Annotated in this window: 25 protein-coding genes; all 25 read left to right on the top strand. The window is 57.8% G+C overall.

What is annotated here, in order from left to right; all coding sequences use genetic code 11:
- The first annotated feature begins 45 nt into the window (after positions 1–45).
- On the top strand, positions 46–594 hold the full coding sequence (locus tag H7B67_RS14660) for a tetratricopeptide repeat protein (protein ID WP_185120594.1): 549 nt from the start codon (positions 46–48) through the stop codon (positions 592–594).
- A 5-nt stretch (positions 595–599) separates the two neighbouring features.
- Positions 600–1,403, top strand: a complete 804-nt coding sequence (gene dapB / locus H7B67_RS14655) for a 4-hydroxy-tetrahydrodipicolinate reductase (protein ID WP_185120593.1) — start codon at positions 600–602, stop codon at positions 1,401–1,403.
- Between the two features lie 30 nt (positions 1,404–1,433).
- Entirely contained in the window at positions 1,434–1,856 is a 423-nt protein-coding gene (mgsA, locus tag H7B67_RS14650) for a methylglyoxal synthase (RefSeq protein ID WP_185120592.1), read from the top strand.
- A complete protein-coding gene (gene bshB1 / locus H7B67_RS14645; protein WP_185120591.1) occupies positions 1,853–2,554 on the top strand; it encodes a bacillithiol biosynthesis deacetylase BshB1 in 702 nt (233 codons plus the stop codon). The genes mgsA and bshB1 overlap by 4 nt, the downstream gene beginning before the upstream one ends.
- Positions 2,555–2,623: 69 nt before the next feature.
- Positions 2,624–3,787 (top strand): N-acetyl-alpha-D-glucosaminyl L-malate synthase BshA, encoded by a 1,164-nt coding sequence (gene bshA / locus H7B67_RS14640; protein ID WP_185120590.1) that lies wholly within the window; start codon positions 2,624–2,626, stop codon positions 3,785–3,787.
- Positions 3,788–3,814: 27 nt separating this feature from the next.
- Positions 3,815–5,068 (top strand): CCA tRNA nucleotidyltransferase, encoded by a 1,254-nt coding sequence (locus H7B67_RS14635; protein ID WP_185120589.1) that lies wholly within the window; start codon positions 3,815–3,817, stop codon positions 5,066–5,068.
- A 24-nt stretch (positions 5,069–5,092) separates the two neighbouring features.
- Positions 5,093–6,106 (top strand): biotin--[acetyl-CoA-carboxylase] ligase, encoded by a 1,014-nt coding sequence (locus tag H7B67_RS14630; RefSeq protein ID WP_185120588.1) that lies wholly within the window; start codon positions 5,093–5,095, stop codon positions 6,104–6,106.
- A 317-nt stretch (positions 6,107–6,423) separates the two neighbouring features.
- Positions 6,424–7,290 (top strand): 3-methyl-2-oxobutanoate hydroxymethyltransferase, encoded by an 867-nt coding sequence (panB, locus tag H7B67_RS14625; RefSeq protein ID WP_185120587.1) that lies wholly within the window; start codon positions 6,424–6,426, stop codon positions 7,288–7,290.
- Entirely contained in the window at positions 7,287–8,174 is an 888-nt protein-coding gene (gene panC, locus H7B67_RS14620; protein ID WP_185120586.1) for a pantoate--beta-alanine ligase, read from the top strand. Before panB ends, panC begins: the two co-directional genes overlap by 4 nt.
- Before the next feature lie 15 nt (positions 8,175–8,189).
- Positions 8,190–8,573: an aspartate 1-decarboxylase gene (gene panD / locus H7B67_RS14615; RefSeq protein ID WP_185120585.1), complete on the top strand. Its 384-nt coding sequence runs from the start codon at positions 8,190–8,192 to the stop codon at positions 8,571–8,573.
- Positions 8,574–8,638: 65 nt separating this feature from the next.
- Positions 8,639–9,289 (top strand): hypothetical protein, encoded by a 651-nt coding sequence (locus tag H7B67_RS14610; protein ID WP_185120584.1) that lies wholly within the window; start codon positions 8,639–8,641, stop codon positions 9,287–9,289.
- Positions 9,290–9,345: 56 nt separating this feature from the next.
- Positions 9,346–12,264 (top strand): ATP-dependent DNA helicase DinG, encoded by a 2,919-nt coding sequence (gene dinG / locus H7B67_RS14605; RefSeq protein WP_185120583.1) that lies wholly within the window; start codon positions 9,346–9,348, stop codon positions 12,262–12,264.
- Entirely contained in the window at positions 12,261–12,911 is a 651-nt protein-coding gene (locus tag H7B67_RS14600) for a redox-sensing transcriptional repressor Rex (protein ID WP_185120582.1), read from the top strand. The genes dinG and H7B67_RS14600 overlap by 4 nt, the downstream gene beginning before the upstream one ends.
- 20 nt (positions 12,912–12,931) lie before the next feature.
- Positions 12,932–14,236: an amidohydrolase gene (locus H7B67_RS14595; RefSeq protein ID WP_185120581.1), complete on the top strand. Its 1,305-nt coding sequence runs from the start codon at positions 12,932–12,934 to the stop codon at positions 14,234–14,236.
- Positions 14,233–14,766, top strand: coding sequence for a cell wall elongation regulator TseB-like domain-containing protein (locus H7B67_RS14590; RefSeq protein ID WP_185120580.1), 534 nt, complete (start codon positions 14,233–14,235; stop codon positions 14,764–14,766). The genes H7B67_RS14595 and H7B67_RS14590 overlap by 4 nt, the downstream gene beginning before the upstream one ends.
- A 202-nt stretch (positions 14,767–14,968) precedes the next feature.
- Positions 14,969–15,502: a hypothetical protein gene (locus H7B67_RS14585; protein ID WP_185120579.1), complete on the top strand. Its 534-nt coding sequence runs from the start codon at positions 14,969–14,971 to the stop codon at positions 15,500–15,502.
- A 1-nt stretch (position 15,503) separates the two neighbouring features.
- Positions 15,504–16,994 carry an AAA family ATPase gene (locus tag H7B67_RS14580; protein ID WP_185120855.1) on the top strand — a complete coding sequence of 497 codons (1,491 nt, stop codon included), beginning with the start codon at positions 15,504–15,506 and terminating at the stop codon, positions 16,992–16,994.
- A 273-nt stretch (positions 16,995–17,267) separates the two neighbouring features.
- On the top strand, positions 17,268–17,831 hold the full coding sequence (locus tag H7B67_RS14575; RefSeq protein WP_245363626.1) for an RNA polymerase sigma factor: 564 nt from the start codon (positions 17,268–17,270) through the stop codon (positions 17,829–17,831).
- Entirely contained in the window at positions 17,815–19,056 is a 1,242-nt protein-coding gene (locus tag H7B67_RS14570) for a hypothetical protein (RefSeq protein ID WP_185120578.1), read from the top strand. Before H7B67_RS14575 ends, H7B67_RS14570 begins: the two co-directional genes overlap by 17 nt.
- Positions 19,057–19,293: 237 nt before the next feature.
- Entirely contained in the window at positions 19,294–20,445 is a 1,152-nt protein-coding gene (gene hisC, locus H7B67_RS14565) for a histidinol-phosphate transaminase (RefSeq protein WP_245363624.1), read from the top strand.
- A gap of 112 nt (positions 20,446–20,557) precedes the next feature.
- Entirely contained in the window at positions 20,558–21,427 is an 870-nt protein-coding gene (locus H7B67_RS14560) for a 3-hydroxyacyl-CoA dehydrogenase family protein (protein ID WP_185120577.1), read from the top strand.
- Positions 21,428–22,630, top strand: a complete 1,203-nt coding sequence (locus H7B67_RS14555) for an acetate/propionate family kinase (RefSeq protein ID WP_185120576.1) — start codon at positions 21,428–21,430, stop codon at positions 22,628–22,630. It begins immediately after the preceding gene.
- Positions 22,631–22,688: 58 nt separating this feature from the next.
- Positions 22,689–23,399 carry a DnaD domain-containing protein gene (locus tag H7B67_RS14550; protein WP_342592517.1) on the top strand — a complete coding sequence of 237 codons (711 nt, stop codon included), beginning with the start codon at positions 22,689–22,691 and terminating at the stop codon, positions 23,397–23,399.
- Between the two features lie 160 nt (positions 23,400–23,559).
- Complete coding sequence (gene dpsA, locus H7B67_RS14545) at positions 23,560–24,459, top strand: dipicolinate synthase subunit DpsA (protein WP_185120575.1); 900 nt, start codon at positions 23,560–23,562, stop codon at positions 24,457–24,459.
- The gene (locus H7B67_RS14540) at positions 24,456–25,052 is read left to right on the top strand and encodes a dipicolinate synthase subunit B (RefSeq protein WP_185120574.1); all 597 of its coding nucleotides are present in this window, start codon (positions 24,456–24,458) and stop codon (positions 25,050–25,052) included. The genes dpsA and H7B67_RS14540 overlap by 4 nt, the downstream gene beginning before the upstream one ends.
- The last annotated feature ends 21 nt before the right edge of the window (positions 25,053–25,073 follow it).

Genomic DNA, 25,073 nt, shown 5'->3' with positions numbered 1-25,073 from the left:
ATTCATATGCTGTACCATCCCCGAGCGGAGAGGAGGATGGTCGGCATGAACGGGGAAGAGTGTCTGGAACAAGCATACCATTATATTCTAACCGGGGATTTCGAAGCGGCGGAGGAATGGTTTCGCCGAGCCGTGGAGGCGGAGCCGGACGAACCTTCCTATTGGTACCGGGCTTCGATTACCCTGGCGAGAAGCGGCAAGCTGGAACAAGCGTTGAGCTATGCCAAGCGTTCCGTCGAATTGGCGCCGGACGAGTCCGCCTATGTCCTGCATCTGAGAACGCTGGAAGCGCGCAAGCTGTCCGCGGGCGCCAAGGAGCTGCTGGAACAAGCTCCGCCGGATTCGGACGCGGCCGTTCCCTTGTTGAAGGAAGCGGTCCGGTTGGATCCCTTGTCGGGCGAAGCCAAGCTGCTCCTGGGGTTGGCCTACCGGTATTCGGGACAGTATCGCATCGCCATAGAGACGTTTAAAGAGCTTATTCACCTGCAACCGAATAATGAAGAAGCGAAGCGGATTCTAAGAGAAACGAGAACGGAGCGGCGCCTGCTGCTGAAACAGACTTATTCTCTCAACAAAGACAAGAAGGATTGGTGAACCAGATGTCGCAACGAATCAAAGTAGCGGTGGCAGGAGCATCCGGCCGCATGGGTCGAGAAGTGGTCAGAATGGTGCTGGAGGATTCCGGGCTCGAGCTCGCGGCAGCCGTAGCCAGATCGTGCGGACCGGTCGATGCGGGTTCCCTCGTCGGCAAGCCGGACACGGGAGTCGTCGTCTCGCCCGATCTGGAGGAGGCTCTTGCCAGAACCCGCCCGGACGTTCTTGTCGACTTCACGAACCCTCAATCGGCTTTTCCGCATACCGAGCTTGCCATCAAGCACGGCGTCCGCCCGGTCATGGGAACGACGGGGTTCACGCCGGAGCAGATCGAGCTGCTGGACAAGCTTTGCAAAGACCAAGGAATCGGCGGGCTGATCGCCCCTAACTTCTCCATAGGAGCCATCCTTATGATGAAGTTTGCCGCAACGGCCGCGAAATATTTACCTCATGTCGAAATTATCGAATACCACGGCGATCAGAAGCTGGACGCGCCGTCGGGAACGTCGATTAAGACGGCGGAATTAATCGCGGAGTCGCGCCAAGAGCTCAGGCAAGGCAATCCGAACGAAGAGGAAGTCATCGAAGGAGCCCGCGGCGGTTATTATAACGGCTTCCGCATACATAGCGTCAGATTGCCGGGCGTATTCGCCCAGCAAGAGGTGGTCTTCGGCGGACACGGGCAGACGTTGAAGATTCGGCACGATTCCTACGAGAGAGCCGGCTATATGCCGGGAGTGAATACGGCTGTCAAGAAGGTCATGAGCACGACGGGCATGGTATACGGCTTCGAGCATTTTCTAGATTAATTTCTTCTTGGGGAAGGGAGTATGCCATTTATGCTGCAGATTGCGTTAATCGCTCACGATCGTAAAAAAGACGAGATGGTGAACTTCACGATCGCTTACGAGCATGTTTTTAAGCCGCATAAGCTTTACGCGACCGGCACGACCGGAACGCGCATCATGGAGAGCACTTCGCTGAACGTCAACCGTTTCATGTCGGGACCGCTCGGGGGAGACCAGCAGATCGGAGCCTTGGTCGCGACCAACGAGATGGACCTGATTATTTTCCTGCGGGATCCGCTCATGGCTCAGCCGCACGAGCCCGATATTACGGCGCTGCTCCGGCTGTGCGACGTTCAGGGGATTCCGGTCGCGACCAACGTCGCGACGGCCGAGCTGCTCGTCAAGTGCCTGGAGAGAGGCGACTTCGCTTGGCGCGAGCTTGTCCATAAATACAAGCCGGGAATCGAAGAATGAGCGAGTACGGATTGGATTTGCTCGTCTTCGCCGCCCATCCGGACGATGCCGAGATCGGCATGGGCGGAACGATGATCAAGGCGGCCCGGTCAGGCCAGAAGGTCGGCCTGATCGATCTTACCTATGCGGAGATGTCCTCGAACGGCGACGTGGAGACAAGGCAGCAAGAAGCCGAAGCCGCCTCGGAGATTCTAGGCTTAACGGTCCGGCGCAATCTTGGCTTGCCGGATCGCGGGCTTGCGAGCTCCCCCGAGCAATTGGACAAGCTTGTCCTCTCCATTCGCGAGCTGCGGCCGAGGGTCGTGTTCGCCCCTTACTTAATCGATCGCCATCCGGATCATATCCAGTGCGGCAGGATGGTCGAGGAAGCGATTTTTAACGCCAAATTGAGGCGATACTTGCCGGAGAGTCCCGCTTGGACTCCCGAAATGTTCTACTATTACTTTATCAACGATGTACATACTCCCGGATTCGTCGTCGATATCAGCGAGGTTCAGACGGAGAAGATGGCGGCGCTAAGGGCTTATCGTTCGCAATTCGAGCCTTCCTCCCGCGAGAGCGATTGGGTGGCAACGCCTCTGACTCAAGGCTATCTGGAGAACGTGGAAGCCAGGGACCGCCTGTTCGGACAGCCCAAGAAGTTCCGTTACGCGGAAGGCTTCATCGCCAAAGGACCGGCGGTCGTCGAACGCTTCTGATTCCTCCTGTCGAACCGAGGGAAATAACGCAAGCATCCGGGGAATAAGATGTAGGAAGGAGGAGTTCGCATGAACCGACCGCTTAAGATCGGAATTACCTGTTATCCTTCGCTTGGCGGCTCAGGCGTCGTCGCTACGGAGCTCGGCAAGCTGCTCGCGGAGAAAGGTCACGAGATTCATTTTATTACCCATAGCATCCCGTTCCGGCTAGGGAAGTTCCACCGGAACATTTTCTACCACGAAGTCGAAGTGTCGGATTATTACGTGTTCCGGTATCCTCCTTACGACCTCTCGCTGGCGAGCAAGATGCATCAGGTTGCCCGGAACCAGCAGCTTGATCTTCTTCACGTTCATTATGCCGTCCCGCACGCGATCTGCGCTCTGCTCGCCAAGCAGATGTCGGGGGATCATCTGAAGGTCGTGACGACGCTTCACGGCACGGACATCACGGTGCTCGCCCAGGACGAATCGCTCAAGGACATCATCCGCCTCGGCATTCGCAACAGCGACGCGGTGACGGCGGTCAGCCGGGATCTGATCCGCGAGACTCGCGAGCTTCTCGACATCGAGGAGCCGATCGATCTGACATACAATTTCGTAGACAAGAGAATTTATTATCCGAGGGACGTTTCCGAGCTTAGACCCGAATTCGCGGAGCCCGGAGAGAAAATCCTTATGCATATCTCGAACTTCCGGCCGGTCAAACGGACGGGGGACGTGGTCGATATCTTCGCCAAGGTCGCGGCACGCATTCCGAGCCGCCTTCTTCTCGTCGGAGAAGGCCCGGACCTGCCGAAGATCCAAGCGAAGATCGATGCCATGGGACTGAGCCACCGGGTTCACCTGCTCGGGAAGCAGGACGACGTCGCTCAGGTCGTTTCCCTAGCCGACTTAATGCTGCTGCCTTCGGAAAAAGAAAGCTTCGGGCTCGTTGCGCTGGAAGCGATGGCTTGCGGCGTGCCGACGATCGGCTCGGAAGCGGGCGGGATCCCGGAGCTGGTCATTCATGGCGAGACCGGTTATCTGGCGCCGATCGGCAACACGGATCTGATGGCCGACTATGCCGTGCGTCTGCTTACGGACGAGAAGCTGTATGCGGACTTCCGCGAGGCTTGCCTTCATAGGGCGCGGACGGATTTCTGCAACAACCGGATCACGGCGGAATACGAGCGAATCTATTACCGGGTGCTGGGCGTCGATGCGGACGTTCCGGTACCGTTGTGCGAGGCTTAAATGCGTAATGGACGGGGAGCGGGTTCTATGCCGCGGCAAGAGGCGATTTGGGAGGAAGGGATTCGCGTCGCTTCCGCTTTGGAGGCGGCGGGCCACGAGGCTTATCTGGTCGGAGGCTGCGTTCGGGATCGGCTTCTCGGCCGGGAGCTCCACGATATCGACATCGCGACTTCCGCGCTTCCCGAGCAGGTCATGGCTCTCTTCCCCAAGGTCGTTCCGACCGGCTTGCCGCACGGAACGGTGACCGTCTTAATCGGAGAGTCCGCCTTCGAGGTGACGACATTCCGGCATGAGACGTCCTACAGCGATTCCAGGCATCCGGATGAAGTCGCGTTCGTCAGGGACGTGAAGGAGGATCTTGCCCGCCGGGATTTTACCGTCAATGCCATCGCGTACGGCACGAACGGCGTCATGATCGATCCCTTCGGGGGACAAGAGGATTTGAAGCGCCGAATCGTTCGCTGCGTGGGCGCCGCCGGGGAAAGATTCGGCGAGGATGCTCTGAGGATGCTGAGAGGAATCCGCTTCGCGGCGGAATTCGATTTCGAGATCGACGAGGAAGCTTGGAGAGGCATCCTTAGCCAAAGAGAGCGACTACAACGGATCGCGATGGAACGAGTGGGCTCGGAGCTGGACAAGATGCTGGCCGGCCTCCACCCGTCCAAGGCGATTCGTCTGCTTCGGACAAGCGGCCTTCTTGCCCATGCGAAGGAAAGCTTGTATCCTCCGTTGCCGGCGATAGAAGGGACGGAAGCCGGCTGGCATAGGCTCGATAGGGTCGAGCTTCGCTGGGCGGCCGTCCTGCTGCTGGCGGGGGCGGATTCCGCCCAAGCCGACGACTGGCTGCGCAAGCTGAAGTTCAGCTCGCGGCGCGTTGCCGAAGTGTCTGCGATCGCCGCTTTGAGAGGTTATCTGGATGAATCGCGAAAGCCGATCGATCGCGAGAGATGGACGGCCGCCGTTCTCCGATACGGCGTAAAATCGGCGGCCGACTACATCGCGATCGCAAGGGCTTTTCCCTCTGTCGATCGATCACAATGGGATTCGGGAGTCGGTATCGAGCGGGCCGACGTTTGGCTGCGGGAGATGTCGGCTGCCACGGTGAAGGAGCTTGCCGTTCGCGGCGATGAGCTGGTTCGTCTTCTCGGAAGAGAAGCGGGGCCGTGGATCTCCGAGGAGCTGAACCGGCTCCTTCTGCTTGTCGCCTTGAACAAGCTGAAGAACGAAGCGCAAGCGTTGAAAGCCGAAGCCAAACGGCATTGGACGGATCAGAATGTCTAATTTAACAGGAAAGGAGGAGACAGGATGGGAATCGAAGCGCCGACTCTGTTATCCCTATTGGAAGAGAAGCAAGGGGACTTCGTCTCGGGAGAAGAGATCAGCCAGAAGTTAAACGTAAGCCGAACGGCGATCTGGAAGCAAATCCGCAAGCTGGAGGCTCAAGGGTACACGATCGAGGCGGTTAACCGTCTAGGCTATCGGATCTTGGAGCGCCCGTCCCGAATCTCGCCGGTCGAGCTTTCCTTGAAGCTAAAGACCCATACGTTCGGGCGGAACGTTCACGTGCACGAGGTCGTCGCCTCCACGCAAGACGTGCTGCGCGATCTGGCGGAAGCCGGGGCGCCCGAAGGGACGCTCGTCGTCGCGGAGCAGCAGAACCGGGGAAGGGGACGCATGGGAAGGTCATGGGTATCGCCGCCCGGCAAAGGAATCTGGATGAGCCTGCTGCTTCGTCCGAACGTTCCGCTGCTGCAGACTCCGCAGCTCACGCTTCTCGCGGCGGTGGCGCTGAATCGCGCGATCGAGCGGGTAACGGGGCTTGACATCGGAATCAAATGGCCGAACGATCTGCTCATAGACGGCCGCAAAATTTCCGGGATTCTGCTGGAATCGGCAACGGAGGACGAACGGATCCGGTATGTCGTCGTCGGAATGGGCATCTCGGTCAATCTCGAGGAGACCGACTACCCGGAGGAAGTCGCGGCCAAAGCGGTGTCCTTGCGCATGGCAAGCGGACGGGTTCTGGACCGGATCGAGCTGATCGCCGAGATTCTGAAGGAATTCGAGGAGCTTTATTCCGTGTTTAACGCCAGCGGCTTCGAGCCGATAAGGCTGTTATGGGAGGCCCGCTCCATCAACTTGAACAAGCCGACGGCGCTGATGACCGCAGGCGGGCGAATCGAGGGAATTCCGCGAGGCATCAGCGAGACGGGGGCTTTGATCGTGGAGACGCCGGACGGAGGCATGCAGACGGTCTATTCGGCGGAGATCAACCCGTGGGAACCCGCGGCGGGACAGGATGGGCAGCAGAAGGCTTAAGCAAGGAAGGAAAGCCCATCCTAGTTCTTTCTAACCATTTTGCCTCATGGACGGACTTGAGATTTTCTGTTATAATCGATTGCGCAAGGCGGTATCGGTTAACGAATTGCACTTGCGGATACGATACAAGCATGATGGGCGATCATTGCCCGCCAATGGAAGAACCAAGTGAATACCGTGATGATTCGCGGCGGATTCTGCTCTGAGCCCAAGGGACCGAGACAGAAGGACGTGAAGCGCTCCTGCTGAATGGAAACCTTTGTTTGCTCATGGGCGAATAACAGGTTTTTTCTGTTTTTATAAGGAGGATATCACACATGACCAAGCACGCCTTAACTCCGCCTCGTCTGAAGACGATGAAGCAGCAAGGAACCAAGATTGCCATGATGACCGCTTACGATTATCCGGCAGCCCAGTTATCCGAAGAAGCGGGAGTCGACCTCATTCTCGTCGGCGACTCTCTCGGCAACGTCGTTCTCGGCTACGATACGACCGTACCGGTCACCCTGAACGACATGATTTATCATACGAAGTCCGTCGTGCGGGGCGCGCCGAATACGATGATCGTCACGGACATGCCTTTCGCCACATACCGCCTGACTCCTCAGGATACGCTGCTCAACGCGGCCCGGATCATGCAGGAGGGAGGCGCCCACGCGGTGAAGATGGAAGGCGGCGCCGAATTGGCCGAAGAGGTTCTCAGGCTGACTTCCGCGGGCATTCCGGTTCTGGGGCATCTGGGGCTTACTCCCCAATCGGTGCTGCAGATCGGCGGCTACAAGATCCAAGGCAAGGTCGAGAAGGAGATCGAGCGTCTTCTGTCCGATGCCAAAGCCTTGGAAGAAGCCGGCGCGTTCGGAATCGTGCTCGAGCTCGTAACGGAGCCGATCGCGGAGGCGGTCACCCGTTCCGTCAACATTCCGACCATCGGCATCGGGGCGGGACGCGGCTGCGACGGTCAGGTTATCGTTTATCATGACTTAATCCGATATGGATCGAATATACGCGACAAGCGGTTCGTCAAGACCTACGCCAATGTAGGGGATACGATCCGTACCGCCATCGGCGAGTACGTTCAGGACGTGAAGAATCAGGCTTTTCCGGAAGAAAAGCATGCTTTCCCGCTGGATGAAGAGGCAAGCCGATTTATCTCGGAGAAATTATATGGAGGTGGAGCCAAGTGAGAGCCACGTTATCCGCGCCAACCGTCGTACGTACGATCGCCGAGCTGCGCGCTCGCTTGGACGAATACCGCAAGCAAGCTCCGGCAGGCAAGGTCGGCCTCGTGCCGACGATGGGTTACCTGCATGAAGGACATGCGAGCTTGATCCGCCGCAGCGCAAGCGAGAACGGCTTTACCGTGCTCAGCGTGTTCGTGAACCCGCTGCAATTCGGACCGACGGAGGATCTTGACCGTTACCCTCGCGATGAAGAGAGAGACCGGGCCGTTGCCGCGGAAGCGGGAGCGGATTTGATCTTCATGCCGAGCGTTGCCGAGATGTACCCGAAGCGCCCTCTTACGACGATCAGCCTGTCGGGAGTAACGGAGCGTCTCTGCGGCGCTTCCCGGCCCGGACATTTCGACGGAGTCGCCATCGTCGTCACGAAGCTGTTCAATCTGGTGCAGCCGAATCGCGCTTATTTCGGCCTTAAAGACGCGCAGCAAGTAGCGGTTATCCAAAGTCTCGTGGAGGATTTGAACCTTCCGGTGGAAATCGTTCCCTGCCCGATCGTGCGGGAAGCTTCGGGTCTCGCTCTTAGCTCGCGCAACGTGTATTTGTCTCCGGAAGAGAAAGAGCAGGCGCTCGTACTCTCCCGGACTCTTATGCAAGTGCCGGAGTGGGTACAAAGCGGAATCGCCGCGGCGGAGCTGTCGAGACGAATTCGCGATGCGATCTCCCGTCAGCCTCTGGCGGATATCGAATATGTGGAGGTCGTGGATTATCCTTCCCTGACGGCCATCGAGGAGAATAAGGAACTCGCCGCAACAAGTCCCGTACTCGTGGCGCTGGCCGTGCGATTCGGCAAGACGCGGCTTATCGACAACATTCTGTTACCACAAGCCTGAGAGGGGAACTCGACCATGTTTCGCCAAATGATGAAGTCCAAGATCCACCGCGCGACCGTTACGGAAGCGAACTTGAATTACGTCGGGAGCATTACGATCGATCAGGATCTAATGGAAGCGGTCGATATTCTTCCCGACGAGAAGGTCCAGATCGTCAACAACAACAATGGAGCCCGGCTCGAGACGTACGTCATTCCCGGACCTAGGGGATCGGGCGTGATTTGCCTGAACGGCGCGGCGGCCCGGCTCGTTCAACCTGGAGATATCGTTATTATCATTGCCTACGCGTTCGTTACCGAAGAGGAAGCCCGGCAACATCGGCCGAAGATCGCGATTATGGACGAAGGCAACAAAATGGCTAAGTTGCTGGCGGAAGAGCCTCATTCGACCGTCATGTAAAGCGTATGAAACCCCCGCTCGGAACGCAGAATGAGCATAGCCGAAGCGATTGGGGGAGATAACGAATGATCCAGCAATGGTTCGCCGCTTTGAACGACACTCTGGACGATCTTATTCGACGTTATCCGGAAGCCTCGCCCGAACAAAAAAATGAGCTGGAGCAGCAGTGGAACGTGTTAAAGGCGCTAAGTGATGATATTATTGAGTTATGGCTTCAGTTCGAGGACAAGATGTCCGTGTATCGGGATCTGAAGCATGGAGCTTCCGCGTCCCCCGGCCCAAGCAAGCTGGACAACCTTCCGATGTGGCGGCCGTACACGAAGGGACAAGGATATTTCCAGCTGCAGATGTTCCGGGAAGGAGCCCATCACTTCGAGGAGACGTTGACGCTGGAGCCCGAGTTTCACGTCGCCAGGCTTTTCCTTGCGATGTGCCGCATGCACCTAGGCGAATTCGAGGACGCCCAGCGCCATTTCCAATGGATCGCCGCCGTAACGGAGGAACCTAAGCTGCAGGCGATCGCGTTCAATGCGCTTGGGTGCGTTCAAGCGGTATACGCGAATCTGAACCAAGCTCAAACTTATTTCCGGAAGGCGGTCGAAGCCGATCCGAGCTTCGAGGATCCTCGCCGCAATCTGGAATCGTGCAGGAATCGCTCCGGCCAATTGCAATTGCAATTCGGAACCCTGGAGATGCAGACGCTCGTGAAGGCTTGAACTTGCGGCTGCACCGATCCTCTGCGCGGATGACCCGCCAGGAAAGGAAGGCAGGCATGATATACGCCGTTCTTGATTTTGAAACGACGGGAACTTCTCCCGAGCAAGACGAAATTATTCAAGTCGGGTTAGCCCTCATAGACGATACCGGAACGATCGGAGAACCATTTGCTTCCTACGTCAAACCGTCCAAGCCCATTCCGGAATGGATCACGAAGCTGACCGGCATCGACGACGAGACCGTGAAGGATGCGCCGGACATAGACGAGATGCTGACCGCTCTTGTCCCGCTGCTGCAGGATGCCGTCATCGTCGCCCATAACGCGGAATTCGATGTCTCCTTCTTGCAAGCCGCCCTGGATAAGAGCGGCTATTTGCCTTTTGCCGGGCGCGTGCTCGATACGGTCGAATTATCGCGTTTGATGTTCCCTTCGATGCCGTCCTACCGGCTCGGCGCTCTTACCCAGAGCCTCGGAATCGGGCACGATCGGCCGCATCAGGCGGATAGCGACGCCGTCTCGACCGCCGAGCTGTTCCTCAAGGGATTGGAGCGGCTTCGTACGCTTCCCCTTCTTACGCTGCAACGGCTGGCCACGCTGTTCGATCCGGACCGGAACGATCTGGGCTGGCTGATCGCCGAAGCGACTGCGTTCCGGGAGATGAATCCTCTTCTCGCGGAAGGAGACTACCAATATTACCGGCAATTCGCGCTTAGCGTCGGCGATTGGACGGAAGACGAAGAAGCTCGCGGGGCGGCCGCCGAGCAGGAGCAAGAGACGGTCAAACAGCTCGCCGAGACGGAGTTTCCTGATTTTCTAAGCGGCGTCAAGGAGAGGCTGAAGGAGCTCCATCCTTCCTATGAGTCTCGCCAAGGCCAAGAGCTGATGTTCGGCGAAGTGTTCGGCGCGCTGAACGAGGATTCCCACCTGCTGGTCGAAGCGGGGACGGGAACCGGCAAATCGCTCGGATACTTGCTTCCTTCTCTGTATTATGGATTAAAGGAATCCAAAAAAATCGTCGTCAGCACTCACACGATCCAATTGCAGGAACAGCTCAGGCAGCGCGATCTGCCGCTGCTTCAGCAGGTGCTTCCGGTTCCCTTTAAGGCCTCCGTGTTTAAAGGGCGATCCAATTACCTGTGCCTGCGCAAATTCGAGCAGCAGATGCAGATTCCCGAGACAGCCCTGTCGAAAGACGATCTCGTCACGCGCGGGCAGATGACCGTCTGGCTAAGCGAGACCGAGCGGGGCGAGGCGGAGGAGCTTAACTTAAGCGGCCGTTCCAAGGACGAATGGAACTCGGTGGCGAGCGATGCGGATTCCTGCTTGAACCGGCAATGCCCTTGGTTCCGCAAGTGCTTCTACCATAGGGCCAGACAGGACGCGAACAAGGCCGATCTGGTCATCACGAACCATGCGATGGTATTCACGGACATGCGCGCGGAGAATCGTCTGCTTCCGTCCTACGACCGGTTGATCGTGGACGAGGCCCATCACCTGGAAGAGGTGGCCAGCCACCATCTGGGACAGAGGACGAATTATCAAGCGTTGCTCGCGCCGCTCCTAAGGCTGTGGAAGGATGCCCGCAACGGCCAGATCCCTCATTTAATGAGCCTCATGGCCAGCTCCGGCGACGAGTACGCTTCGGCATGGACCGAGAAACTCGAAGAGGCGGCGACAAAGGTTCATTCGATCCGGGAAGCTTGGGAGATCTGGATGGACCGGCTGTTCGGCTTTCTTTATTCCCATGCCTCTTCCGACGAAAGCGGCAGCTTATCCTACCGCTTTAAGCCGGATCAGCTTCCGGACGGATGGGATGCCTTGTCGGTGGACGGGAACAACGTCGTGCAGCTGCTCAGCGACCTGATTCGCCCGATGGAGAAGCTGATCGTAGACATCCGGGAGAGAACGGACGAGCTGACGGTCCAAGGCGTCTTGACCGACATGAGCGGAAGCGTCAAGGAACTCGCTCAGACAAGGGCGGACTTGCAATCGTTCGTCACGTTCGGGAACAAAGACTTCGTTTATTGGGTAGAGGGCCATACGCAGTACCGGAGCCGTTCCGTCGTCATGTACGGCGTGCCGGCGGATGTCAGCGGCCTTCTCAAGGAGGGCATGTTCGATCGCAAGGCAAGCGTCGTCCTGACCTCGGCAACGCTCACCGTCGACAAGACCTTCAATTACGTGAAGGAGCAGCTGGGACTGGATGAAGCCGAGCAGAAAGGCCGTCTTAAGTCCGCGCAGGTTCCTTCGCCCTTCAAATACAGGGAGCAGGCTCTCGTGCTGATCCCGCGCGATTTTCCGAACATTCGGGGGAGAGACGGAGATCCGCAATTCATAGAGGCACTGACGAAGTCCATTGCGGAAGTCGCTTCGGTAACCGGAGGACGGATGCTCGTTCTCTTCACGTCCCACCGGATGCTGAAGACGGTGTACGCGCCGCTTAAGGAGATGCTCTCGCCGAGTCGGATCGAAGTGCTCGGGCAAGGGATCGACGGCAGCAGCCGAAGCCGGTTGACACGGCAATTCCAAGAGCAGTCGAACTCCGTTCTGCTCGGGACAAGCAGCTTCTGGGAAGGAGTGGACCTGCCGGGCGACGCCCTCACTTGCCTGGCTATCGTCCGCCTTCCGTTCCAGCCGCCGAATCATCCGGTGAACGAAGCGAAGTCGGAGCGCCTTACGGCGGAGAAGAAAAATCCGTTCATGAAGCTGTCGCTGCCGCAAGCGGTCATCCGCTTCAAGCAAGGCTTCGGACGGCTCGTACGGACGGCCACGGACAAAGGCATCGTCATTATTTACGACACCCGGGTGATCGACACGAACTACGGCAAATATTTTCTCTATTCGCTGCCGGGTCCCAAGATGGAGCATCTGCCGAATGCCGGCCTGGCAGGAAGAGTAAAGGAATGGCTGGACATCTCGGAGGATAAGCCTGCCGAATCGCAGCCGAAGTCTCAGGAGGGCAAATCGTCATGAAGCCGGAAAAAATATCCGAGGCGGTCGTACGGAGACTGCCGGTTTATCTTAGATACTTAAGCGAATTAAACAGCACGGACATCCAGACCGTCTCGTCGCAGGAGCTGGGGCGGAAGCTGGACCTGAACCCGGCCCAGATCCGGAAGGATCTCGCTTACTTCGGGGACTTCGGCCGCAAGGGCGTCGGGTATAACGTTTCTTATCTCATCGAGAAAATTCGCCAGATCCTGCAGCTGGACCAGCCGCGGAACGTCGCTTTGGTCGGCACCGGGAATCTGGGCCGGGCGCTGTGCAATTACAATATGAAGGAGAACGTCAAGATCGTCGCCGTCTTCGATTCCGATCCCTCCAAGATCGGCATGACGATGAATCGTCTGACGGTACAGCCGATGAGCGAGCTGCAAGAAACCGTTAAGGAGAAGGACATCAGCATCGGGATCATCACCGTTCCCGCCGGCGAAGCCCAGAAAGTATCCGATCTGTTCGTCTCGGCCGGGATCCGCGGAATTTTGAATTTTGCCCCCACGGTGCTTCGAACTCCCGACGGAGTCCGGATTCACCATACGGATTTTACGGCGGACTTGCTCAGCTTGGCTTATTACATGGATAATGAAGACGAGAACGTAAGCGACAACGATCAGGGTTGAGGACGAAAGGACAGAGGATAATGACGCGTTGGTTAATCGAGAATGGGTTGTTTGTAACGATGAATCCGGAGCAGCCGATCTTGAAAGGGTGGCTGTCCGTTGAAGGAACCGTCATCTCGGCGATGGGCGAAGGAGAGGCTCCGGCGGAGATCCGCGACCAGGCATCGGAGAAAGTCGACGGAACGGGGCACCTCTTCCTGCCGGGTCTTATCAATACCCATGGTCATGCGGCGATGTCCCTCTTAAGAGGGTTGGCGGACGATCTGGCGCTGCAGGACTGGCTGGAAAACCACATGTGGCCGATGGAAGGCAAGTTTACCGGAGACGACGTCTATTGGGGAACCTCGCTGGCGGCCGCCGAGATGATTCTCAGCGGCACGACGACTTTCCTCGACATGTACGATCATATGGACCGGGTAGCCGAGGTTGTCGATAAGTCGGGATTGCGCGCCACGCTCGCCCGCGGAGTCATCGGCTTGTGTCCGCCGGACGTGCAGACGGCGAAGCTGAACGAAGCGGTCGGCTTCGCGAAGCGGTGGCATGGAGGGGCGAACGGACGCATTCAAGTCATGATGTCGCCTCATGCCCCTTATACCTGCCCGCCGGATTACATCGAACGGATCGTCGCCGCCGCGCGCGAGCTGAATCTGCCGCTTCATACCCACATGTCGGAGACGGCCGCCGAAGTGGCCGCCAACGTGAAGGATTACGGTACCCGTCCGGTCGAGCATCTCGACAATCTTGGCCTGTTCTCGGGACCTTCGCTCGTGGCCCATGCGGTGCATCTGACCGATGAGGAGATCGCCCTTCTGGCGGAACGCGGCGTCGCGGTATCCCATAATCCGGTGAGCAACCTGAAGCTGGCGAGCGGCGTCGCCCGCGTGCCGGAGCTGCTTCGCGCGGGCGTAACGGTGTCTCTGGGAACGGACAGCGCGGCGAGCAACAACAACCTGGACCTGTTCGAAGAGATTCGCCTTGCCGCGCTTCTCCACAAAGGCGTCTCCGGCGACCCGACGGCCGTTCCCGCGGCGGAAGCGCTGCGGATGGGGACGGTATACGGAGCCAAGGCGCTCGGTCTCGAAGGCGTAACGGGGATGCTTAAGAGCGGCATGAAAGCCGATTTGATCGGGGTCTCCATTCGCAAGCCGCACTTCGTGCCGGCGACAGATTACGTGTCCCATCTCGTTTATGCCGCATCCGGCGCAGACGTGGCCCACGTGTGGGTCGACGGGAAGCAGCTGCTTCGCGATCGCGAATTGCTGACGCTGGACGTCGAACGGATTCGATATGAAGCGCAGCGCTGCTTCGATAGGCTTCGCGGATGAACATGAGTCTGAGCCGAACCGAGAATCGACGCCGATCGCATGCGATTCCCCCTTGGCGCTGGGCTCTGCTCATCATCGGCTTTCTTGTATTCCTCTGCGTCGCTTTCTTCGTCTACGTTCGATCGGCGGATTCCGATTATACCGCGGAAGAGCGCCAAGCGATTCGAATAGCGAAGACGGAAGCCGGCCTTAAGGAGATCGACGGAACGTACAAGCACGTATGGGAAGAAACCGTATGGGTCGTTGCCGGGACCGATGAGCAAGGGGAGAAGTGGATGGTCTGGGAGAGAGCAAACGAAGTCGTCAAAGAGAAGCTCTCCGGCGGCTATAATGAAAACCAGATCGTCTCCCAATTCCGGCTTCAGCATCCAGGGACGAACATCGTGCGAATTCTCCCCGGATGGTTCCAGAATCAACCGGCATGGGAGATTCGCTATGTCAGCGATCCCGAAACGAAGAGGCAAGCGATCGATTTCTATCAATTCCAGTCGGGAAAGCACCTGAAGACGTACGATCTTCCGGGCAAATAACCATGAATCGAATTAGCCAGAGCTGCCGCGGCTCTGGTTTTTTCTTATTCGAGGCTATGCCGCTGGCAGTCCTGCCAACCATTAGCGGACGAATTGTCCATCCGATCATGATATAATTCTTGTTGTACGAAGTTGTCGCCATAGAGTATGGATTCCATGATATACAACTAATAATACGTACCTATTAGGAGGGCATTGCGGTATGAAATTGAGAATCTTGCCGGTTGCGATTACTGCCGTCTTGTCCGCGGCTCTGCTGTTCGGAGGATGGTACGCTTACGGACATTACGGAGTGGAGAAGCCGCTCGAGAAGGTAGCTTCCTCGCTGCCCGGAGTGGTATCGGCAGAAACGAGCAATTCCGTGAATAAAGTCGTTCTGAAGCTGGAGCTGTCATCGGACGCGGACCTGGCGGATATTTATCATAAAGTGGAAACGGAAGGCTCCGGATCGATCGGCGGCAAGAAACTGGAGCTGGTCGTAAGCGAGCCTGAGAACGAACAATTGGAGAAGGCTTGGAGATCGGCGCTGTTCGGGGTTGCCGAATCGATGGAACATCGGGAATATTCCGGCGTTCAGGACGCGATGGATTCGCTGGCGAAGAAAGTCCCGGGTCTGACCGCCGTCACCGAGATGGATGACACGAACGTCTACGTCAGCCTAAAGCTGGGCGACGCGGCGAAGTACGTCATTCTTCCTCGCCAGGCCCAGGAGATGGGGGTGTGGCCGAATGCGTAACTTGCGTAACTACGGCAAAGAGATCGCCGTCGGATTTCTCCCCATTCTGTTTATCTTTCTGATCTTCTCCGGCTTGCCGGCCATGCCGCTGCTTCTCGGCGTGCTGCTGGTTGCCGGCCTTCTGTTCCTTGCCCGCTCCAAAGGCGGCTTGGCGATGGGCGCCGCGGCCAAGAAAGCTCCGTCCAGAGCTCCGCAGACGCTGAGCTTCGACGATATCGGCGGGCAGGAGCAGGCGAAACGGGAGCTGACGGAAGCTCTCGACTTTCTCGTCAAGCAAGACCGGATTTCGAAGCTCGGAATTCGTCCCTTGAAGGGCATCCTGCTAACGGGCCCTCCTGGAACGGGGAAAACGCTTCTTGCGAAGGCTGCCGCCCAGCATACGCACTCGGCCTTCATTGCCGCATCGGGCAGCGAGTTCGTCGAGATGTATGTCGGCGTCGGCGCCGGCCGCATTCGGGATCTGTTCCAAGAGGCTCGCAAGCAAGCGGCCAAGCAGAAGCTGAACAGCGCCATCGTCTTTATCGACGAGATCGACGGGATCGGCGGCAAGCGGGATGGCGGCCAGCATCGGGAGTACGATCAAACGCTGAACCAATTGTTGACGGAGATGGACGGCATTCAAGGCAGCGAGTTTCCGCGCATCCTGCTCATCGCGGCGACGAACCGCAAGGAGCTGCTGGATCCCGCGCTCTTGCGTCCGGGACGGTTCGACCGGCACATCCAGGTGGACCTTCCGGACAAGTCCGGCCGCGAACACATCCTTAAGCTTCACGCCCGCAACAAGCCGCTCGCTTCGGATGTGTCGCTCGCGAAGGTGGCGGACGAGACGTTTAATTTCTCGGGAGCCCAATTGGAGAGCGTCATGAACGAAGCGGCGATATACGCGATGCGGGACAACCGTGAAGAGATCCTCGCGTCCCACCTCGCGCAGGCGATCGATAAGGTCATGATGGGCGAGCGGATGGATCGCGAGACGACGAAGGAAGAGCGGGAGCGGGTAGCCCTGCACGAGCTCGGACACGCGATCGTGGCGGAGACGGTTCGGCCCGGCAGCGTCGCTCAAGTCTCGCTTACGCCTCGCGGACAAGCGCTCGGCTACGTCCGGCACAATCCGCAGCAGGACAGCTATCTCTATACGAAGAGATTCCTGGAGGAGCAGATCATGATCGCCCTTGGCGGAGCGGTGGCGGAGGAGCTGAATTACGGAGGAAGAAGCACGGGCTCGCGCAACGACTTCGAGCAAGCGACGAATATCGCCCGCACGCTGATCGAATCCGGGATGTCGAGCCTGGGCATCGTTCATCCGCAAGCGATCACGACCGAGCAATGGGCGGAGGAGAACGCCGCCATTCTCGACGAGCTTACCGAGAGAACGAGAAGCCTGCTCGGAGGACATATGGACACCTTCCGCAAGATGCTTGACATCTTAATCCGCGAAGAGACGCTGTCCGGCGAACAATTAAGGCAACAGCTTAAAGCTGTCGCCGCGTAAATTCGAATAATTTGGCGCTTCCGATCGCACGCGGACGGAGGCGCTTGTTTTATATTCGGGAATTTTGCGGGATAATGGAACCTCGAGTCGGTTTAAATCGTCAAATATTAATGGTTTTTTCCTGCGGCTCGCAACCAAGCGATGGAAAATTGTGTTAGCATAAATAGAGAATAACGCAATTATCTTAATCGACTTCATAAAAATTTTAGAATTATTTTAGATTTAGTGAACCGATAGAGCAATCGTATCGTCAAACAAAGAGGTGGGACGGTTTTGAATTCCGAAGCGAACTTCGATTATTTGAAATACATGACCGACCACGCGGACAAGAAAGCGCTGCTTAGCGATCTGATGACCGCTTACGGACGGGAAGTATGGAACTACGCGTATAGCATCACCCGCAAGAGGGAAATGGCCGACGATATCACGCAAGAAGTCTTCATCAAAGTGTTCAAGAACCTGCACGGCTTCCGAAGCGACGCTTCGGTCAAGACGTGGCTGCTCACGATCACCCGCAACACGGCGATAGACTTCCAGCGCTCGGCGTTTTTCCGCAAGGTGACGCTGACGGATTGGGTGGGAGAAACCGGGGAACGGCGGTCGGCCGAACAAGAAGTCATGGAGAACATAGCGCTAAGCGACATGTGGAAGCTGGTCCTGCAACTGCCGGCCAAGTATAGGGAGGTCATTATTTTATACGCCCATAATCAGTTAACCCTCAAAGAGATTGCGGATATGCTGGACGTAACCGAAGGAACGGTCAAGTCGCGCATGTTCCACGCCCGCAAGAAATTATCGAAGTTGAAGGAGAAGAACGATCATGGATCCAACCGATAAAGAGCTTAGGGAGCAGCTGGCCGACGGCCCTTTCCCGGGAGGCGGCTTCGACGAGCGCTTGCGCAGGCGGATCGAGGCGAATCTCGACCGTCCCGGCCGCCGCTCTCGTCCGCGCGGCTTCTGGGCGGTCGGGAGCGCGGCGGCGGTTCTGATCGTCGCCATGGTACTGGGAATCTGGCAATGGTCCGATTCGGGAGCCGGCAAGGAGCAATGGCTTGCGAATCGGTTGAACGAGCCCTCTTCGGCTTCGCAGATGAGCGTCTCCGAGCTCGCCAAGAAAGAAGAGCCGCTGGAGACGGCCATGCTGATCGGCCTTCGCAAGGACGTAGACACGCCGGACGGAGGAACCGTCAGCTCCTACCGCACGTTGCTCGTAGCCCCGGAAGGGGAGGAGAAGCTGGAGGTCGCCGCGGAAGGCGAAGGCATCGTGATGCCTTACAACCAATCGTTCTGGCTTCTCGACGGCACGGCGGATGACGGCAGCTCGTCGATGCAGAACATTACCGCTTACGAAGCGTACAGCAGCAAGAAGCTGCTTGCCGTGCCGGAACAAGCGCCGATGCGCGAAGGCTTGAGCTCGGAGCGCTTGCTCTACGTAGGACATGAGTACGTCGCGGTCGCTCAGGAGGCTTCCCCGGAGGCCGTCGGTTCGACTTCGGGAGCAGGCGGTTCGGAATTCCGCTTCGTGAAGAGCGTCAAACAGCTAAGCGAATCGATGGGCATTCCATTTGACCCTGCGACGGAGCCGCATACGACTCTGGAGCAGGTACTGAACCAGGATAGCGAGACGGAGGCTTCGCCGACCGGGAACGAGCAGTGGTCCATCGTCCGCCAAGCGGGCGCTTGGATCGGGACCGTCTATCGCGGCTCGTCCGAATTCCGCGCGCTGAATACGACAACGGAAGAGGAGAGCAGCCTCGAGCTGCCCGAATCGGTGGCGCGCGACAATTCCCTCGCGATCGATTGGAACGATATTCGCAGCCTCGAGCCATCGGCGCGCGACGCTTATACGTCGTCGAACCGGCAGGTGCTCGCCGTCGTGCTGGATCGGGAGGTCAAGGTTTATCCTTACGGCCGGGAGAACGCGGCGGCTGGCGCCCTGGATATCGAACTGGAGCCCGGGGAGTCCGTCGTCATGGTGCAATGGTCGGTCGAGCAGAAGTACACCGAGCAGTGGGTAACGAAGGTGAACGAGATTTTTCAGGCGGCTTCCTCGTTGAAGTAAGCGTCAATACCGGAATGGCGGCTATAGGGACTGATTCCCTTAGCCGCCATTTTGCGTTTTGTCGGAAAGAGTGAGCAAGCGGATATGACGAAACGATTCCCCGAGCCGGATAGCGTGGCATCCAGGCTACCGCGCTTTTTTACATTGACACTTTACTAAATTAACGCATTACTATATTATCGAGTTATAGTGATGAAGGTTTTAACCAGATTTTCGAATAGAAAGGATCCGATACCGATGACCATGCAACCGAATCCGAACCCGAATCCGAATCCCATCTCCGCGAGAGCGGCGCTTGACCGAATGACGCCCTATACGCCGGGCAAGCCTATATGGGAAGTGCAAAGCGAATACGGTCTCGACCGAATCGTCAAGCTGGCTTCCAACGAGAATCCGCTCGGGCCTTCTCCCAAGGCGCTCGAAGCCATGAGGGAACTGCTGCCTGAGCTTCACCGGTATCCGGACGATCGCGCGCGCAAGCTGGTGGGCGCTCTGTCGAAGCATTATCGGCTGCCGGAATCCCATTTTATCGCGACGAACGGCGGCGACGAGTTCATAAAGCTTCTGTCCGAAGCCTATCTGGAGAAGGGCGATGAGGTGGTTCTTCCTTCCCCGACCTTCAGCGAATACGAATTCGGCGCCATTCTGATGGAGGCCGCTATCGTTAAGGTTCCACTTCGCGAAGGGTTCCGTTACTCCGTCGACGACATCCTGGAGCAGGTCTGCGAACGAACCAAGCTCGTTTATCTCTGTTCGCCGAACAACCCTACGGGCACGTACCTCCCGAGAACGGAGCTAACCAGGCTGCTGGACCGGTTGCCCCGAGGAGTGCTGCTCGTCATCGATGCCGCTTATTCGCATTTTGCCTCGGCTGCGGACTATACGGACGGGATGGATTTGATCGCGGCCGGTTACCCCGTCGTCGTGCTGCATACGTTCTCCAAAATTTACGGGCTAGCGGGAATCCGCGTGGGCTTCGCGGCGGCGTCCGAGAGCATCATGGAAGCGATCCTTCGCGTTAAAGAACCGTTTAACGTCAACGCTCTCGCGCAGACGGCCGCCCTGGCCGCTTTAGGAGACAAGGAGCACATCGAAGCCTCTCGCCGGCTTAACGAAAAAGGAAGGAGACAGCTGTACGAAGGATTGGCGCGGTTATCGATTCCGTACGTGGAGAGCATGAGCAACTTCGTTCTTGCCGAGATCGGAGAGCGAGCGGGCGTCGTCTACGAGGAGCTGCTCAAACGCGGCGTCATCGTTCGCCCCGGCCACGGCTGGGGGCTCGATCGATGGTTGCGGCTGTCTGTCGGGACGGAAGAGGAGAACTCGTTCTTGCTGGAGCAGCTGTATGTAATTTCGATCACGAAAGGCATTCTTTTCAAAGATATGTAACGAGATCTCCTTGACTTCGTCGATTTCGTGAAGATGGTCGAATATGATAAGATGGAAGGGAGCCATGAAGCGTTACTAGAGAAAAATAGAGATTCACGGGTGGAGGAATCATATGTTTCGTGACATTGGAGTCGTGGGCGCCGGCACGATGGGGCAGAGCATCGCGGAGATGCTTGCCGTCAAGGGACTGGACGTGCATCTGGCGGAGAAGACGCACGAGCGGTTGGAGCAGGCCATGCAAGCCATCGAAGCCAGCTTGGATCGACAGATCGAGCGCTGGGCGATTACCCAAGCCGAGAAGAAATTAATTCTTAATCGCATACATACCGAGCCGTCGCTCGAGCATTTGGCCGAGTGCGATCTCGTCATCGAGACGATCTCGGAGGAGCTGGAGAGCAAGAAGCAGATTTTCGCCCAGTTGGATGCGATCCTTCCGGAGAATACCATTCTGGCGAGCAATACGTCGACGCTGAGCTTGACCGAGCTTGCCGCGGAGACGAACCGTCCGAAGCGGGTCATCGGCATGCACTTCGTTTATCCCGCGCTCCGCATCGATCTGGTCGAGATCATCCGCGGGCTGCAGACGTCGGACGAGACGTTCCAGCAGACGAAGGATTTCGTCGAGCGGGTACTGAACAAGAAGGGCGTCATGGTGTACGAATCGCCGGGCTTCGTCACGACAAGGCTGATCTGCCTTCTAATCAACGAGGCGCTCCATCTTCTGGAGGAAGGGGTCGCTTCGCCGGAGGATATCGACGCTTCCATGCGGATCGGCTACCAGTTCGAGCACGGGCCTCTCGAGATGGCGGACCGCTTCGGACTCGATTCGGTACTGGCCGCCCTGGAGAGAATGTTCCGGGAATACGGCGAGCTCAAGTACAGACCCTCCATCCTGCTCAAAAAGAAGGTGCGCGCGGGTCAGCTCGGGGTCAAGACGGGCGAAGGGTTTTTCCAATACGATAAGGACGGGGGCCGCCTCTAAATGAACGTGTTAGTCATCAATGCGGGAAGCTCCTCCCTCAAATATCAGCTTTACAATATGGTCGACGAGTCCGTTCTGGCCAAAGGAAGGGTCGAGCGGATCGGCATGGACTCCTCCATTCTCACCCACGAGGTGGAAGGGAAGCCGGAGGTCCGCGAGGTCAGCGAGATTCTGGAGCATACGACGGCGGTTCGCAAGGTGCTGGACATGCTGACGAATCGACGGTTCGGCGTGCTTAAATCCATCAACGACATTCAAGCGGTCGGCCATCGGATCGTTCACGGCGGGGAGTCGTTTAAGCAGTCGGTGCTCATCGACGCGGACGTGAAGCTGGAGATCAAGAAGCTGTTCGATTTGGCTCCGCTTCACAATCCGGCGCACATGATGGGCATACTCGCGGTAGAGGCGAACCTGCCGGACGTTCCGCAGGCGGTCGTTTTCGACACGGCTTTCCACCAGACGATGCCGAAGTCTTCCTATTTATATGCTATTCCGATGGTGCTCTACAACAAGCATAAAATCCGCCGCTACGGCTTCCACGGCACTTCGCACGATTATGTGAGCAAGCAGGCGGCGCAGTTCCTGGGCAAGCCGATCGAAGAGCTCAAGATCGTCAGCTGCCACATCGGCAACGGGGCCAGCTGCACCGCGATTCTGGGCGGCAAATCGTTCGACACGAGCATGGGCATGACTCCGCTCGAGGGACTCATGATGGGGACGCGCAGCGGCGACCTGGATCCGGCTATCGTACCCTATACGATCGGCAAAGAGGATCTGACCTTGAACGAAGTGAATTCCATGCTGAACAAGCATAGCGGACTCATGGCGATCTCCGGCATCAGCAGCGACATGAGAGAGGTCGTTCAAGCGATGGAGGAAGGCAACGAGTCGGCCCGTTTGGCGTTCGAGATGTATACCTACCGCATCCGCAAGTACATCGGTGCCTATGCGGCGGCCATGAACGGCCTCGATGTCATCCTGTTCACGGCAGGCGTCGGCGAGAATTCGGCCCCGCTCCGCAAGAAGGTATGCGAAGGGCTGACGTTCCTGGGCGTCGAGCTTGACGAAGAACGCAACCAGGTCCGCTCCGACGAGACTCGCCGGATTACGAGAGACGGCTCGAAGGTCGAAGCGCTTGTCGTTCCTACGAACGAGGAGCTGCTTATCGCTCGCGATACGTACAGCCTTCTGAAAGCCGAATAGACGAGAGAGCCTTAAGCGTCGTTACGGCGCGTCAACTACGTAAGGAGGAGATGAGCCCTTGTCCTTGAACGATCGCAACGCGCTTGCGCAAGGTTTGGCCGCCGCGTATACGGACGGCGCTGTCAGCTTGCCTTATGCGCTTCTGCGCAGTTATCGCTCCTTGAAACTGACGGATACGGAGTGCATGATGATCATTCAGCTTATGGCGTACCGCCAGCTCGAGCAGAATGAATTCCCGACGATGGAGCAGCTGCAAGTCAGGCTCGGCGCTTCTCCGGACGGAATCGGCCATGCGATGCAGAAGCTGGTCAAGAACGGCTTCGTCAGCATCGACGAGGTCGTGGATCCGAATACCGGCGTTCAAGCGGAGAGATACAATCTAAACGGCTTGTACCAGAAGATCGCCGCGCTGCTCGCGGCCGGGGAATTGCCTTTAGGCGGACCGGAGCCGGACGATTCCTCCGCGCCGAGGCGAGGGTCCGACCGGCCGATTCCGGCCGCGGCGACGGCCGAGCCCAATCTGTTCAGCGTCTTCGAGCAGGAGTTCGGGCGTCCGCTCACTCCGATGGAAGTCGAGACGATCAACGGCTGGATGGACAACGACGGGTACCCGAACGAGCTGATTCTGTTCGCCCTCAAGGAATCCGTCTTCGCCGGCAAGCTTCACTTCCGCTACATCGACCGGATTCTGCTGGAATGGAGCCGCAACCGCGTGACCAGCGTCGACGACGCGAGGGCTCACGCCCAGAAATTCCGTACCGGCCGCTAATTCGAATAAGATTGGATTCCGCGATAATCGAGAGCCGCGCTCTTTCCCGATAAAGGAGGGAGCGCGGCTCTTGTTGTCTGGAAGAGCGCGCACCCGGCGATGGGCGGACGCATAAGATAGCTATGTGCTGCGATACTGGCGGCTTGAAGGGAGGAACGTCATGCTTACGGGAGTGAACGTTGTTCTCGCGGGAGGCGACGCTCGGCAGTTGGAGGTCATCCGCCGCCTGACGGAGCTTGACGCGACGGTGACGATCATCGGATTCGACCGCTTGGATACTCCGTTTCCGGGCGTAACGAAGGCGGAGTGGACCGAGGAAGCCTTGCGCAACGCGGATGCGCTGGTGCTGCCTCCGGTAGGGACGGAGGACGACGGGACGATCTCCGCGATCTTTACCGATAAGGAGTTGAAGCTGACCGAAGCGTTCATCGGCAATCTGCCCCCGGCCTGCCGGATTTATTGCGGCATGGCGAAAGGGTACTTAAAGAAGCTATGCGCCAGCCATCAGCTCGGGCTTGTCGAATTGTTCGAGAGGGACGACGTGGCCATCTACAATTCGATCCCGACGGCGGAAGGCGCCTTGATGATGGCGATTCAGCATACCGATATCACCATCCACGGCTCCAATTGCATGGTGCTCGGACTCGGCAGAACGGGCCTGACGATGGCCCGGACGCTGCAAGCTCTGGGCGCTCGCGTGAAGACCGGAGTACGGCGGGCGGAGACTTACGCAAGGGCGTTCGAGATGGGCTTCGAGCCCTTCTATATGGCGGATTTGGCGCGTCAGGCGGGGAATATCGACTTGCTTTTTAATACGATACCTAATATGATAGTCACAGCACAGGTGATCGCGGGACTCCCCCTGCGCGCGGTTATAATCGACCTTGCTTCGAAGCCGGGCGGCACTGATTTTCGCTTCGCGGAGAAGCGCGGAATCAAGGCAATGCTCGCTCCCGGATTGCCGGGAATCGTCGCTCCGAAGACTGCCGGTCGAATTATCGCGAATGGTCTTATCCAGATGTTGCTGGAAGATCAACGACTACGGGGGAATGAACCATGAATTGGCAGGGAGTGACCGTCGGCTACGCGCTGACCGGTTCCCATTGCACGCTAGAGGAAGTGCTGCCTCAGATTCAGAGATTCACGGATGCGGGCGCGAACGTCGTTCCGATCGTCAGTTCGACCATCATGACGACGGATACGCGCTTCGGAACCTCGGAGCATTGGCAATCCGAGCTGCGGCGAATAACGGGCAACGAACTTATCTCATCCATCGTAGACGCGGAGCCGCTCGGACCCTCGAAGAAGCTAGACGTGCTAGCCATAGCGCCTTGCACCGGGAGCACGACCAGCCGGCTGGCCAACGCGTTGACCGATAGCCCGGTCCTTATGGCGGCCAAGGCGCAGATGCGCAATTTGCGTCCGCTCGTGCTCGCGATCTCGACGAACGACGGACTTGGCCTCAATGCCGCGAACATCGCGAAGCTGCTTGTCGCCAAGAACATTTATTTCGTTCCGTTCGGTCAGGATAATCCGCAGGCCAAGCCGAACTCCCTCGTGGCGAGGATGGATTTGGTCATGGAGACCTGCGAAGCGGCTCTGCAAGGCAAACAGCTCCAACCGATGCTTATCGAGCGATTCTTGTACGCTTGAGCCATATGATATTGAACGCTA

The sequence above is a fragment of the Cohnella thailandensis genome (genome assembly GCF_014212135.1).
In the GTDB taxonomy this organism is placed as follows: domain Bacteria; phylum Bacillota; class Bacilli; order Paenibacillales; family Paenibacillaceae; genus Cohnella; species Cohnella thailandensis.
The sequence above is the reverse complement of the archived record's forward strand: the minus strand, read 5'-3'. Positions and strand labels throughout refer to the sequence as shown.